Origin of the sequence: Dermacoccus sp. NHGro5, from assembly GCF_017565385.1 — a bacterium.
Taxonomy (GTDB): Bacteria; Actinomycetota; Actinomycetes; order Actinomycetales; family Dermatophilaceae; genus Dermacoccus; species Dermacoccus nishinomiyaensis.
Genome location: NZ_JAGEKQ010000002.1, coordinates 50102 through 62972 on the forward strand (window position 1 = coordinate 50102; position 12871 = coordinate 62972).

The window sequence follows — 12871 nt, forward strand, 5'->3', positions numbered from 1 at the left end:
ACGGGTGGGCGCCGTCGGCCTACCGTCGGAGGCAAGCGCCACGGGAGCAGCCCGCGCGCCCCACGAAAGGCACATCATGGCATCGCAGTACACCGTCGACTCCGACGCGATCTCCGCTCACGGCACCGACACCGCGACGCTCGTCACCGACCTCGAGACGTCGCTGACGAACCTCAACACGAAGCTGACGACGCTGCAGACGCAGTGGAAGGGTTCGGCGCAGACGAACTTCACCTCGCTCATGACGACGTGGAACACCGACATGAACAAGCTGAAGTCGACGCTCGACACGATCAGCTCGACGCTGCACCTCACGAGCAGCGAGTACTCGACGGCGGAGGACAACAACGTGCGCCGTTGGGTCACCGCCTGAGCGCGGCACCTCCCGGCCGTCGGGCCCGACGACGTGTCGGGCCCGACGGTTCGTCACAGCGCCGCGGCAAGCTCCGTGGCCTGCTTGATGGCGCGCTTCGCGTCGAGCTCTGCGGCGACGTCGGCGCCGCCGATGACGGTGACCTTCGCCGGGTCGAGACCGAACGTATCGGCCACCGACTCCTGACCTGCGCAGATGACGACGGTGTCGACGTCGAGCACGCGCTTGGTCGGCTCCTGGCCCTCGAACTTCGCCTTCGCCTCGGCGGGGACGCTCGCGTACTTCGCGTCGAGGGCCTTGAGCTGCGGCACCATCGTCAGGGGCAGGCCCGTCTTCTTCGACGCCTTCGTCAGCGGCCCGACGGCGCGCGGCGGTGCGGGCGTGATCGTCAGGTGCAGGCCGGCGTCGTCGACCTTGTCGTAGGTGGCGCCGCCGATGAACTCGACCTTCGAGTCCTTGAGCGTCTGACGGTGCACCCAGCCGCTCGTCTTGCCCAGGCCCTTGCCGAGCGCGGTGTGCTTGCGCTGCACGAGGTAGACCTGGCGGCGCGGCCTCTCCGTGACCTTCTCGACGATGTTGCCGGGCACGTTCTCCGACTCGGTGACGCCCCAGCGCTCCATCCAGTGCTTGAGGTTCTCGTGCGGCTCGTGCAGCAGGTACTCGCTGACGTCGAAGCCGATGCCACCGGCACCGACGACGGCGACGCGCTCACCGGCGACCTTCTCACCGCGCAACAACTCGTCGTACATGACGACCTTCGCGTGGTCAATGCCCTCGATGGCGGGGCGACGCGGCGTCACGCCCGTGGCGAGGACGACGTGGTCGTAACCGTCGAGCGTTTCGGCGTCGGCGCGTGTCGAGAGGCGGACGTCCACCTTCAACTCGTCCAGCCGCGTCATGAAGTAGCGCAGCGTCTCGGCGAACTCCTCCTTGCCGGGGATGTTCATCGCGAGACGGAACTGACCGCCGAGGTGGTCGCGTGCCTCGAAGAGGGTGACGTCGTGGCCGCGCTCGGCGAGGTTCGTCGCGGCGGCAAGCCCGGCGGGGCCCGCGCCGACGACGGCGACGCGCTTGGCGCGCGGCTTCGGCACGGGCAGCAGGACGAGCTCGCCCTCGCGTCCGGCCTGCGGGTTGACGAGGCAGCTCACCTTCTTGCCGCTGAACGTGTGGTCGAGGCACGCCTGGTTGCACGCGATGCACGTGTTGATCAGGTCGGCGCGGCCCGCCTGCGCCTTCTTGACGAAGTCGGGGTCCGCGAGCAGCGGACGCGCCATCGAGACCATGTCCGCGAGACCGTCCGCGATGATCTGCTCGCCCACCTCGGGGGTGTTGATGCGGTTGCTCGCGATGACGGGGATGTCGACCTCGGCGCGCAGCTTGCCCGTCGCCCACGCGAACGCGGCGCGCGGCACCGACGTCACGATCGTCGGGATGCGCGCCTCGTGCCAGCCGATGCCGGAGTTGAACATCGACACGTCACCCTGCAGGTGCTGCGCGAGCGTCGCGATCTCCTCGAACGTCTGGGAGTTGTCGACGAGGTCGGCCACGGAGATGCGGTACAGGACGAGGAAGTCGTCGCCGGCGGCATCGCGGACGGCGCGCGCGATCTCGCGCGGCAGCGTCATGCGCTTCTCGGCGGAGCCACCGAAACGGTCGGTCCGGTCGTTCGTGCGGGCGGCGAGGAACTGGTTGATGAGGTAGCCCTCGGAGCCCATGATCTCGACGCCGTCGTAGCCGGCCTCCTTCGCGAGGCGCGCCGAGTTCGCGTAGTCGCGGATCGTCTTCTCGACGTCCTTCGTGCTCATCGCGCGCGTGCCGAACGGCGTGATCGGCGACTTCTTGTTCGACGCGCTCTTGCTCCAGGGCGTGTAGCCGTAGCGGCCCGCGTGCAGGATCTGCATGACGATGCGCCCGTCGTGCTCGTGGACGGCGTCGGTGACGAGCTTGTGCCGCCCGAGCTGCCGCTTCGCCGTCAGCATTGAACCCATCGGCCCGAGCTGGCCGGTGATGTTAGGCGCGAAACCACCCGTCACCATGAGCGCGACGCCGCCCTCCGCACGTGCCGCGAAGTAGCGCGCGAGCTGCGGGAAGTCCTTAGCCTTGTCCTCGAAGCCGGTGTGCATCGAGCCCATCATGACGCGGTTCTTCAGCGTGATGCCGCCGACGTCGAGGGGGCTGAGCAGGTGCTCGTAACTCATCGTGTTCTCCCGGGTGCTGGGGTGCGTTCGTTGTCGTGCGGTCTGTCTTTCACGCCATGCGGTCTGTCGTCCACGGCGACGCTCGCCGCGAGGTTCCCGTCGACGTCCACGTTCAGGTTTCCGTCCTCATCACCGTCCTCACCCCTGCGTGCAGGGGCACCCGGATGCACTTGCACGCAGGGGGTGGGCAGCGTCTCGCCGCTCAGCAGCGCCACCATCTCGTCGCACCACTCGAGCATGGCGCGTTCGGTGCGGATTCCCCCGCGCAGGACGGCGTAGGTCGGACGCTCCTCGTCGCTGAGGGATGACGGATCGGGGTAGTGCCTCGCGCAGTTGGCCTCGAAGTAGGCGAGCTGGGCGGCGTGCTCGTCGCGATGACGGCGGATGTCGGCGACGACGGCGTCTGCGTCGCCGAAGCGCATGCCGCGCACCTTGACGGCGAACTCGGAGCGCAGCGTCTCGCTCGGGGTGGGTGTGCGCGTCCACGCGAGTAGTTCCGCACGACCGGCCGGGGCGATCGTGTAGACGCGACGGTCGGGGCGACCCTCGCCCGCCTCGGTGCGGACCTCGACGAGGCCTGCGTCCGCCATCTTGGCGAGGACGCGGTAGATCTGCTGGTGCGTCGCGCTCCAGAAGAACCCGAGCGAACGGTCGAAGCGCCGCGTCAGGTCATACCCGCTCGCCTCGCGCTCGGCGAGGGACACGAGCAACGCATGCTGCAACGACATGCACTTAGTTTCATATGCGCAGATGCGCATGTCAACCGCCTCGATGTTGCCCCGCGATTCGAGGCGCGGCGCCCCGAATCCCGGGCAACATCGCGAGAGGAAGTGCTCCCTGGACGACAAAAGGCTGACGCCCGCCCGAGCATTCACTCAGGCGGGCGTCAGCCCGTGGAGGCGCGCTTTCTCAGAAGCCCATGCTCTCTCGGGCTTCTTCCTCACACTCCGCTCCGGCCGGCCCCCGTCCTCGCATTCGCTCGGGGGGCGCCAGCCGTGGCGTACGTGCTTTTGTCAGAAGCCCATACCGCCCATGCCACCGTCCATGCCCGCCGCAGCGTCAGCGCCGGCGTTCTTCTCCGGCTTGTCAGCGATGACGGCCTCGGTCGTGAGGAACAGCGCCGCGATGGACGCAGCGTTCTCCAGCGCCGAACGCGTCACCTTCGCCGGGTCGATAATGCCCGAGGCGATCATGTCGACGTACTCACCGCTCGCAGCGTTCAGACCCTGACCGGCGGGAAGCGAGCGCACCTTCTCGACGATGACGCCCGGCTCGAGGCCCGCGTTCGTCGAGATCTGCTTGAGCGGAGCCTCGGCAGCGACGCGAACGATGTTCGCACCCGTCGCCTCGTCGCCCTCGAGAGCGGAGAAGGCCGACTCGGCGTCCTTCGTCGCCTGGATGAGCGCGACGCCACCACCGGCAACGATGCCCTCCTCGACGGCTGCCTTCGCGTTGCGCACAGCGTCCTCGATGCGGTGCTTGCGCTCCTTGAGCTCGACCTCCGTCGCGGCACCCGCCTTGATGACGGCGACGCCGCCGGCGAGCTTCGCGAGGCGCTCCTGCAGCTTCTCGCGGTCGTAGTCGGAGTCGGAGTTCTCGATCTCGGCGCGGATCTGCGCCACGCGGCCCTTGATCTGCTCGTCGTCGCCAGCACCTTCGACGATCGTCGTCTCATCCTTCGTCACGACGATCTTGCGGGCGCGGCCGAGCATGTCGAGCTCGGTCGACTCGAGCTTGAGGCCGACCTCCTCGGAGACGACCTGGCCGCCCGTGAGGATAGCGATGTCACCGAGCATCGCCTTGCGGCGGTCGCCGAAGCCGGGAGCCTTGACGGCGACGGCCTTGAACGTGCCGCGGATCTTGTTGACGACGAGCGTCGACAGGGCCTCGCCCTCGACGTCCTCGGCGATGATCGCGAGGGGCTTGCCGGACTGCATGACCTTCTCCAGGACGGGCAGCAGGTCCTTGATGTTCGAGATCTTCGAGTTGACGATGAGGATGTACGGGTCGTCGAGGACGGCCTCCATGCGCTCGGTGTCGGTGACGAAGTAGCCCGAGATGTAGCCCTTGTCGAAGCGCATGCCCTCGGTCAGCTCGAGGTCGAGGCCGAACGTGTTCGACTCCTCGACCGTGATGACGCCTTCCTTGCCGACCTTGTCCATCGCCTCGGCGATGAGCTCACCGATCTGCGGGTCAGCGGCGGAGATGGACGCGGTCGCAGCGATCTGCTCCTTCGTCTCGATCTCCTGGGCGTGCTCGAGCAGCTGCTTGCTGACGGCGTCGACGGCCGTCTGGATGCCGCGCTTCAGCGCCATCGGGTTCGCGCCGGCCGCGACGTTGCGCAGACCCTCGCGCACCATCGCCTGGGCGAGGACGGTGGCCGTCGTCGTGCCGTCACCGGCGACGTCGTCGGTCTTCTTCGCAACTTCCTTGACGAGCTCGGCGCCGATCTTCTCGTACGGGTCCTCCAGCTCGATCTCCTTGGCGATCGAGACACCGTCGTTGGTGATCGTGGGGGCGCCCCACTTCTTCTCCAGCACGACGTTGCGGCCCTTGGGGCCGAGGGTCACCTTCACGGCGTCGGCGAGCGTGTTCATGCCGCGCTCGAGGCCGCGACGGGCCTCCTCGTCGAAAGCAATGGTCTTGGCCATGGCTGTGGTTCCTCCACGTGACGTTCGGATCGACCACATCAGCGCCCGCGACGGACGGACCCGATCACGCGCCGGTCATGTCGGCGCGCCCCGAACCCTCACTGCTGCAGTCAGGCTTTTGTCACTCTCACGATCAGAGTGCTAACCCCATGATTAGCACTCGCCCCCACCGAGTGCAAACCCTCCGCGCACGCACCCGCGTGTTGTTCGCTCATAGCGGCACCCCGACGTCTGTCGTGCGGCTGCCAAGATGGGCTGCGGCGCCACGAGAGCGGCGACATGCGGGGACGTGGCGGCGCGCTGAGCCGCGGTTCAGACGGTGCGTCGACGCCCCGCGCGGCGTCGCTGGATCCGCTTGACGAGCAACGGATCCGCGGCGAGCGCCGCCTCGGTGTCGGCGAGCTTGTTGAGCTGCTGGTAGTACTGCGTGCTCGTCAGCCCGAAGCGCTCCTTGATCGCCGATTCCTTGGCGCCGGGCAGCTTCCACCACTCGCGTTCGAAGGCGAGCATCGCACGGTCGCGCTCGCTCAGCCCGGGCGCGTCGGCGTCACCGGGCACGTGGGCACCCGCGGGGGTCTCGATCATGGCCATCCGCTCAGGATACGAGGCCGCCCGGCCCGTTCCAACCGCGCTCGGGGCGGGTTGTCAGACCCGCGCGATAGGTTGGACACATGCCTCGTCCGTACGACGAACTCGTCCACCCGAGCTGGGTCGAACCCCTCGCGCCCGCCGCCGAGCACATCGCCGCCGCGGGGGCGTTCCTGCGTGACGAGGTGGCCGCGGGGCGCGGCTACCTGCCTGCGGGCGACGCCGTGCTGCGCGCGTTCACGCAGCCGTTCGACGAGGTGCGCGTCCTCGTCGTCGGCCAGGACCCGTACCCCACGCCCGGGCACCCGATCGGCCTGAGCTTCGCCGTCGCACCCGACGTGCGGCCCATCCCCCGCAGCCTCGCGAACATCTACACCGAACTGCACGACGACCTCGATATCACCCCACCCGAGCACGGTGACCTGTCGGCGTGGACCGATCAGGGGGTGCTGCTGCTCAACCGCGTCCTGACGGTGCAGCCCGGCAAGCCGGCGAGCCATCGCGGCAAGGGCTGGGAGCACGTCACCGCGACCGCGATCAACGCGCTCGTCGAGCGCGAGCAGCCCCTCGTCGCCATCCTGTGGGGGCGCGACGCGCGCTCACTCGCGCCGCATCTCGGCGACACGCCGACCGTCGAGTCGGCCCACCCCTCACCGTTGTCGGCCCGCAGCGGCTTCTTCGGCAGCAAGCCGTTCAGCCGCACCAACGCCCTGCTCGAAGAACTCGGCACGCACACGATCGATTGGCGCATCCCGTGACAGACACGACCCCCGACACCCATACCTCCGACGAGGCGCCCGCGGCCCGCAGCGGCCACGAGCGGACGTGGCGGCGCTATGTCGCCATCGGTGACTCCTTCACCGAGGGCATGAGCGACCCCGACCCGCGTCAGGACGACGCCTACCTCGGCTGGGCCGACCGGCTCGCCGTCGACCTCGCTCAGGTCGCCGACGGCGCTGGGCACGGATTCGAGTACGCGAACCTCGCGATCCGGGGCAAGCTGCTCGCCGACGTCGTCGGCCCGCAGCTCGACGCCGCGCTCGCGATGCAGCCCAACCTCGTCAGCGTGGTCGGCGGCGGCAACGACATCATGCGCCCGAACGTCGACCTCGACGACGTCGCCGACCAGCTCGAGGCCGCCGTCGTCCGCCTCAAGGACGCCGGGGCCGACGTCATGCTCGCGACGATGGTCAACCCCACGGGTTCGAAGATCATGACCCGCTTGCGACCGCGCATCAGCTGGCACATCGCGAACCTGTGGGGCATCGCGCAGCGGCACGACTGCTACGTGCTCGACGTGTGGGGCATGCGTGCACTGCGGGACATGCGCATGTGGGGTGCCGACCGCCTGCACCTTTCCCCCGAGGGCCACCGCCGTGTCGCGCAGCAGGCGGCGTGGACGCTGGGCCTGCCGACCGAGGGCGACTGGCTCGACCTGCTCCCGCCGCTCGAACCGAAGCCCGCCCGTCAGCGCCTGGCAGAGAACGCCGAGTGGTCGAAGGAATACTTCGGCCCGTGGATCGAACGCCGCCTGCGCGGCACGAGCTCGGGTGACGGGCGTGAGGCGAAACGCCCCCACCCCATGCCGATCGACCCGAGCGTCGCCGCCGAGCTGTTCCGACGGGCCTGACCACCCCGGCGTCCTCGCCCCGAGAACCGATCCGATCAGCCCACCGAGAGACAGAAGGCCACGAGGATGAATCGTTCCCTCACGACGGCGACCGCCGCCACCGCATCCGCCGCCGTGCTGGGTCTGTCCGGCTGCGGCGGGTCGAGCAGCACGAACTCGTCGGGCTCGAACGCCGCCGGCAGTTCCTCGGCCACGGCGAGCTCGAGCAAGACCATCACCGTCCTCGCCGCGGCCTCGCTCACCGAGAGCTTCACCAAGCTCGCCGAGGACTTCGAGAAGAACCACCCCGGCGTCGAGATCAAGATGAGCTTCGCAGGCAGCCAGGACATCGCGCGCCAACTCAAGGGTGGTGCACCGGCGGACGTCGTCGCCATGGCCGACACGACGACGCCGACGACGATGCCGGCCGACATCACGCAGGGCAAGACCTGGACCGACTTCGCGACGAACGAACTCGAGATCGCGACGCCCAAGGGCAACCCGGGCGACGTCACCGACCTCGCGAGCCTCGCGAAGGTCAACACCGTGCTGTGCGCCAAGACCGTGCCGTGCGGGCGCGCCGCCGACAAAGCGCTGACGAAGGCGCACGTCCACGCGCACGTCGTCAGTTACGAGCAGAACGTCAAGTCGACGCTCGCGAAGGTCTCCTCCGGTGACGCGGACGCCGCCGTCGTGTACCGCACGGACGTCAAGGCCGCCGGTGACAAGGTGACGGGCGTCGATATCGCGTCCGGCTCGAACGTCAAGACGACGCTGCCGATCGCGACGTGGAGCAACAACGAGTACGCCAAGCAGTTCGTGCAGCTCATCACCGGCGCCGAGGGCCGCAAGGTGCTGAGCGACGCCGGGTTCGGCTCGCCGAGCTGACGTGAGCGCCCCCAGCGCCAGCAGAACGAGCCCCACCCGCCGCGCCCCCGATGCCGGCGGTGTGGTGCTCGGGGTGTTCGCAGCGGTCGCGGTCGCGTTCGTCGTCGTCCCGCTCGTCGCGCTGCTGCTGGAGGTGCGCTGGTCGCACTTCGCCGCCGACCTGCAGACCGCCGGCACACGCGAAGCTCTCCTGCTGTCGCTTCGCACCACGACGACGACGGCAGCCCTGTCCGCACTGTTCGGCACCCCTCTCGCCTGGTGGCTCTCACGCCTGCGGGGGCGTGCCGCCGCGTGGCTGCGGGCGTTCGTCACGGTCCCCCTCGTGCTGCCGCCCGTCGTCGCCGGTGTCGCCCTGCTCGACGCGTGGGGGCGCGGCGGCCTCATCGGCACGGTGCTGCAGGACAGCTTCGGCACGTCGCTGCCCTACTCGTGGGTGCGCGTCGTGCTGGCCGAGACGTTCGTCGCGATGCCGTTCTTCGTCGTCGCCGCCGAAGGCGCGTTCCGCGGCATCGACGCTCGGTGGGCGCGCACCGCCACCGTGCTCGGCGCGAGCCGCTGGTACACGCTGCGCCGCGTCCTCATCCCGATGGCGGCGCCCGGCCTGCTCGCGGGGCTGACGCTCTCCTGGGCGCGCGCTCTCGGTGAGTTCGGGGCGACGATGACCTTCGCCGGCAGCTTCCCCGGCACGACCCAGACGGGCCCCCTCGCGGTGTATCAGGCGCTCGACATCAGCCAGGACGCCGCGACCGCTCTCGCGGCCCTCATGCTCGGCATCTGCCTCGTCGTGCTCGCCGTGCTGCGCGGACGCTGGAGCGGTGCGCGATGAACCCGTCTTTCTCGCCCGAACCGCCTGAGACGCCCGAACCGGAGGGGCTGAGCTTCGCCGGCACGATGCGGCGCGGCTCGTTCGAGCTCGAGGCCGCGTTCACGTGCGCTCCGGGCGAGGTGCTCGGGGTTCTCGGCCCCAACGGCAGCGGCAAGTCGACGCTCGTGGCCGGCATCAGCGGCCTCGAACATCTCACGAGCGGTGAGCTGCGCGTCGGGGAAGCCTGTTGGGACGACGGGCGCGGTCACGCCGTGCCCCCCGGCCGCCGTCAGGTGGGTCTCATGACCGCGGCGGGCGACATCTTCGGCCATCTCGACGCCCTCGAGAACGTCGCGTTCGGGCTGCGGGCCCGGGGCGTATCGCGCTCCGCCGCGCGCCGTCGTGCCCGGCAGGAGCTCGAGCAGGTGGGCATCGCCGACCTCGCGAGCCGCCGTCCGCACGAGTTGTCGTCAGGCCAGGCACAACGCGTCGCTCTGGCCCGCGCACTGGCCCTCGACCCTCGGGTGCTGCTGCTCGACGAGCCGCTCTCGGCCATTGACCAGAGCGGCCGCGACGAGTTGCGCGCGCTGCTCGGCGAGCGCCTCGCGCGCACCGACGCCGTCACCCTGCTCGTCACTCACGACCCGCTGGAAGCACTGACGCTCGCCGACCGGCTGCTGTTCCTCGAAGCCGGGCGCGTGACGCAGCTCGCCCCGCCGCAGGAGGTCGTGCGCTATCCGCGCACGGCGTTCGCCGCCCGCGTCGTCGGCCTCAACCTGTGGCGAGGGACGAGCGACGGTCGCGCCATCACGACACCGGGTGGCGCCCGCATCATGGCCGCGGACGTGCCGCCGTCGGGCGAGCGGGCGTTCGCGGCCTTCGCGCCGACCGCGGTCTCGCTGTGGCGCGAGGTGCCCGCCGGATCGCCCCGCAACACCTGGCCGCTCGTCGTGCAGCAGATCGAGCACACCGGGACGTCGGCCCGCGTGCACCTGCGGGGTGACGCAGGCGTCGCGGCCGATCTCGTGGCCGACGTGACGCTCGAGGCCGTCACCGAACTCGGCCTGCACCGCGGCTCGCACGTCGCAGCGAGCGTCAAGGCCACGGACGTCACGCTGTACCGCTGAGCCCCCAGCGCGCGAGCACCTCCTGCCTTCCTGCACCATCGCGACGGCCTCGCCCGACCCTCTTGCGCCCAGATGCACCCCGGGTGCTTTTGCACGCAGGTGCATCTGGGCGCAGGGAGACGGGGCCGCCGCGTCGTCGGAGCGACACGACGAGCCAGGCGCCGCGGGGACAAGGGTGACCCACCCCACATTTCATTCGCACCGCTCGTTAGAGTGCGTCACATGAAGATCACGCAGCACACCGTCGCTCTCATCTCCGGTGCCGGCTCGGGCCTCGGCGAGGCCACCGCCCGCCGCCTGCACGCCGACGGCGCGGCCGTCGTCATCGCCGACCTACCGAGTTCGAACGGCCAGGCCGTCGCCGACGACCTGGGCGAGCGCGCCCTGTTCGTCCCCACCGACGTGCGCGACGAGGAGCAGGTGCGCCAGGGCGTCAACGCCGCCGCCGAACTCGGTGAGCTGCGCATCGCCGTCGCCTGCGCCGGGGTCGGCACCCCGGGGCGCGTGCTCGGCAAGAACGGCGTCCACGCGCTCGAGAAGTACCGCACCGTCATCGACATCAACCTCGTCGGCACCTTCAACCTGCTGCGTCTGGCCGCCGAGGCGATGGTCGCGAACGAGCCCTCCCCCACCGACGACGGCGCACCGGACGCACACGGTGACCGCGGCGTCATCGTCATGACGGCCAGCGCCGCCGCCTACGACGGCCAGATCGGTCAGGCGGCCTACGCCTCGAGCAAGGGCGGCATCGTCGGGCTGACGCTCCCCGCCGCCCGCGACCTCGCCGACAGCCACATCCGCGTCATGACGATCGCGCCCGGCACGATGGAGACGCCGATGCTCGCGGGGCTGCCGGCAGCGGCGCGCGAATCGCTCGGCAAGGTCGTGCCGCACCCCTCGCGCCTCGGCCGCCCGAGCGAGTACGCGGCGCTCGTCGAGCACATCGTCGCGAACCCGCTGCTCAACGGTGAGGTCATTCGTCTCGACGGTGCGCTGCGTATGCCGCCGAAGTGAACCACGGATCCTCGTCCCAGATCTTCACCTCGGCCCCGCGCAGCAGGTTGACGTACAGCAGGCCGAAACCGAAGAGTGCGATGCCACCGACGACGTCGAGGACGAAGTGGTTGCCCGTCGCCATGACGTCCCAGTACGTGACGAGCGGGTAGAGCCAGGCGGCGCGGGCCCACACGGGCCGGCGCCGCTTCCACGTGTCGTACACGACGTAGGCGACCCAGGTGGACCAGGCGCAGTGCAGGCTCGGCATCGCGGCGTACAGGTTGGCCGATTGCGACGGGTCACGCGCGAGGCGACCGCCCATGATGTTGTAGACGGCGTTGACGTCGATCATGCCGTCGACGGCGAACCGGGGCGGGGCCATCGGCAGCAACCAGAACACGAGCAGGCTGGGCAGCGTCATCGCGATGAGCAACCGTCTGAGGCGCCGGAACCCGTCCGGGTTCATCCACCAGGCCCACGCGAGCGCGATGGGCACCGTCGCGAGCACCATGCCGTAGTAGTACCCGGCGCCCTGCGCGAGGACGGGCACCTCGGCGAGCGATGAGTTGAGCCATCGTTCGATGTCGATGCGCAGCCACTGCTCCAGGTCGAACAGGCGGTGCGCATGCCGGACCGACTCGTCGTGCTCTCCGCGGATGTGCTCCTGCGCGAACGTGAAGTACTGGAAGAACATCCAGAACAGGAACAACTCGATGAGTAGCGCTGGGCGGCCACCGAGCGGGCGCACGAGCGCCCTCACGAAGCGGGGCGGCGGCTCGGTGGTGCTCAGCGAGAAGTCGTCACGCGACGGCGTCAGGTCGCGCATCGAACGCTCGGCAGGCGTGAGGGAGCCGGGCATACCACTCCTCACCTCGTCGCGGCCGTCGAACAAAACACGTCAGTGTATCCCCGCGCACTCAGGCAGGCCGAGCCTCGGGGGCGGGCCCGCTCAGTGGCGGTCGATCAGGACGTACGACGCCGCCGCCGACAGTGCCGCCACCCCGACGACGGACGGCCACGCGCCGATCTTCTTCGCGAGCGGGTGCGAGGCGCCGAACCCGCCGACGTACACGGCGGTCAGCGCCGCCGTCTGGGCCGCGCCGCCCTTGGCGAGCCACGTGCGGCCCGCGTACCCACCGGCGAGCGCGAGCACGACACCCCCGAGCGGACGGATGCCCGTCTCACGGGCGGTGAGGTAACCGCCGAGGAGACCGAGGGCGGCGACGGGTGCGGTTTCGACGTCTGCTGCAGGCTTGAGATTCATGCCCTCATCGTAGGTCGTCGCCCGACGGGACGGGCATCGCGACCCGCCTCGTATAAGATCACAGGGCTGCCGACGCCGGCAGTGTGCTGGAGTGGCGCAATCGGTAGCGCACCTGTCTTGTAAACAGGTGGTTGTGGGTTCGAGTCCCATCTCCAGCTCTCACCGCCCGCCTGCCCGGCCAGGGCACACGACGAGGGCCCCACCGCTTCGAAGCGGTGGGGCCCTCGTCGTCGATCAGGCGCGCGATCAGTGGTTGTTCAGGTGCGCCTGCAGGGCGCGGACGGTGCGGGCGTTGAGGTACGTCGCGCCGTCCTGGGAGATGCCGAGCTTCGACTGCAGCGCGGCGACCGTGCGGGGGCCGATGATGCCGAC

The 12871-nt window shown here is 69.8% G+C and carries 13 protein-coding genes and 1 tRNA gene; 8 read left to right on the forward strand and 6 right to left on the reverse strand.

What is annotated here, in order from left to right; all coding sequences use genetic code 11:
* Positions 1-76 precede the first annotated feature (76 nt).
* Positions 77-373, forward strand: a complete 297-nt coding sequence (locus J4Z35_RS00915; protein WP_006943722.1) for a WXG100 family type VII secretion target — start codon at positions 77-79, stop codon at positions 371-373.
* 53 nt (positions 374-426) lie between these two features.
* Here J4Z35_RS00915 and J4Z35_RS00920 read toward each other — a convergent pair whose 3' ends face one another.
* From J4Z35_RS00920 to J4Z35_RS00935, 4 genes are all read right to left on the reverse strand, one after another.
* Positions 427-2571: an NADPH-dependent 2,4-dienoyl-CoA reductase gene (locus J4Z35_RS00920; protein WP_006943702.1), complete on the reverse strand. Its 2145-nt coding sequence runs from the start codon at positions 2569-2571 to the stop codon at positions 427-429.
* On the reverse strand, positions 2568-3299 hold the full coding sequence (locus J4Z35_RS00925) for a PadR family transcriptional regulator (RefSeq protein ID WP_074040797.1): 732 nt from the start codon (positions 3297-3299) through the stop codon (positions 2568-2570). Before J4Z35_RS00925 ends, J4Z35_RS00920 begins: the two co-directional genes overlap by 4 nt.
* Before the next feature lie 285 nt (positions 3300-3584).
* Entirely contained in the window at positions 3585-5222 is a 1638-nt protein-coding gene (groL, locus tag J4Z35_RS00930; protein ID WP_006943711.1) for a chaperonin GroEL, read from the reverse strand.
* 312 nt (positions 5223-5534) lie between these two features.
* Entirely contained in the window at positions 5535-5813 is a 279-nt protein-coding gene (locus J4Z35_RS00935; protein ID WP_144707555.1) for a DUF3263 domain-containing protein, read from the reverse strand.
* 80 nt (positions 5814-5893) lie between these two features.
* On the opposite strand from J4Z35_RS00935, the gene J4Z35_RS00940 reads away from it, so the two are divergent.
* The 6 genes from J4Z35_RS00940 (at position 5894) to J4Z35_RS00965 (ending at position 11253) form a co-directional block, all read left to right on the forward strand.
* Complete coding sequence (locus J4Z35_RS00940; RefSeq protein WP_131941587.1) at positions 5894-6568, forward strand: uracil-DNA glycosylase; 675 nt, start codon at positions 5894-5896, stop codon at positions 6566-6568.
* Positions 6565-7440 carry an SGNH/GDSL hydrolase family protein gene (locus tag J4Z35_RS00945; RefSeq protein ID WP_144707556.1) on the forward strand — a complete coding sequence of 292 codons (876 nt, stop codon included), beginning with the start codon at positions 6565-6567 and terminating at the stop codon, positions 7438-7440. The genes J4Z35_RS00940 and J4Z35_RS00945 overlap by 4 nt, the downstream gene beginning before the upstream one ends.
* 66 nt (positions 7441-7506) lie before the next feature.
* Positions 7507-8307 (forward strand): molybdate ABC transporter substrate-binding protein, encoded by an 801-nt coding sequence (gene modA, locus J4Z35_RS00950; RefSeq protein ID WP_208065296.1) that lies wholly within the window; start codon positions 7507-7509, stop codon positions 8305-8307.
* 1 nt (position 8308) lies between these two features.
* The gene (gene modB, locus J4Z35_RS00955; RefSeq protein ID WP_347813532.1) at positions 8309-9133 is read left to right on the forward strand and encodes a molybdate ABC transporter permease subunit; all 825 of its coding nucleotides are present in this window, start codon (positions 8309-8311) and stop codon (positions 9131-9133) included.
* Complete coding sequence (locus J4Z35_RS00960; RefSeq protein ID WP_243754751.1) at positions 9130-10239, forward strand: ABC transporter ATP-binding protein; 1110 nt, start codon at positions 9130-9132, stop codon at positions 10237-10239. Before modB ends, J4Z35_RS00960 begins: the two co-directional genes overlap by 4 nt.
* A gap of 222 nt (positions 10240-10461) precedes the next feature.
* The gene (locus J4Z35_RS00965) at positions 10462-11253 is read left to right on the forward strand and encodes an SDR family NAD(P)-dependent oxidoreductase (protein WP_208065297.1); all 792 of its coding nucleotides are present in this window, start codon (positions 10462-10464) and stop codon (positions 11251-11253) included.
* On the opposite strand, the gene J4Z35_RS00970 is transcribed toward J4Z35_RS00965, so the two are convergent.
* Positions 11213-12094: a phosphatase PAP2 family protein gene (locus J4Z35_RS00970; RefSeq protein WP_208065298.1), complete on the reverse strand. Its 882-nt coding sequence runs from the start codon at positions 12092-12094 to the stop codon at positions 11213-11215. The genes J4Z35_RS00965 and J4Z35_RS00970 overlap by 41 nt on opposite strands.
* A 90-nt stretch (positions 12095-12184) precedes the next feature.
* Positions 12185-12499 carry a hypothetical protein gene (locus tag J4Z35_RS00975; protein ID WP_006943710.1) on the reverse strand — a complete coding sequence of 105 codons (315 nt, stop codon included), beginning with the start codon at positions 12497-12499 and terminating at the stop codon, positions 12185-12187.
* Between the two features lie 85 nt (positions 12500-12584).
* Here J4Z35_RS00975 and J4Z35_RS00980 point away from each other — a divergent pair.
* Positions 12585-12657, forward strand: a tRNA-Thr gene (locus J4Z35_RS00980).
* Positions 12658-12871 lie beyond the last annotated feature (214 nt).

Excerpts from the sequence above, each read along its gene's own strand:
- J4Z35_RS00975 (WP_006943710.1), bottom strand. The coding sequence starts at position 12,499 with ATGAATCTCAAGCCTGCAGCAGACGTCGAAACCGCACCCGTCGCCGCC.
- J4Z35_RS00970 (WP_208065298.1), bottom strand. The coding sequence starts at position 12,094 with ATGCCCGGCTCCCTCACGCCTGCCGAGCGTTCGATGCGCGACCTGACG.
- J4Z35_RS00965 (WP_208065297.1), top strand. The coding sequence starts at position 10,462 with ATGAAGATCACGCAGCACACCGTCGCTCTCATCTCCGGTGCCGGCTCG.
- J4Z35_RS00925 (WP_074040797.1), bottom strand. The coding sequence starts at position 3,299 with ATGTCGTTGCAGCATGCGTTGCTCGTGTCCCTCGCCGAGCGCGAGGCG.
- J4Z35_RS00935 (WP_144707555.1), bottom strand. The coding sequence starts at position 5,813 with ATGGCCATGATCGAGACCCCCGCGGGTGCCCACGTGCCCGGTGACGCC.
- J4Z35_RS00960 (WP_243754751.1), top strand. The coding sequence starts at position 9,130 with ATGAACCCGTCTTTCTCGCCCGAACCGCCTGAGACGCCCGAACCGGAG.
- J4Z35_RS00915 (WP_006943722.1), top strand. The coding sequence starts at position 77 with ATGGCATCGCAGTACACCGTCGACTCCGACGCGATCTCCGCTCACGGC.
- J4Z35_RS00940 (WP_131941587.1), top strand. The coding sequence starts at position 5,894 with ATGCCTCGTCCGTACGACGAACTCGTCCACCCGAGCTGGGTCGAACCC.
- J4Z35_RS00920 (WP_006943702.1), bottom strand. The coding sequence starts at position 2,571 with ATGAGTTACGAGCACCTGCTCAGCCCCCTCGACGTCGGCGGCATCACG.
- groL (WP_006943711.1), bottom strand. The coding sequence starts at position 5,222 with ATGGCCAAGACCATTGCTTTCGACGAGGAGGCCCGTCGCGGCCTCGAG.
- modA (WP_208065296.1), top strand. The coding sequence starts at position 7,507 with ATGAATCGTTCCCTCACGACGGCGACCGCCGCCACCGCATCCGCCGCC.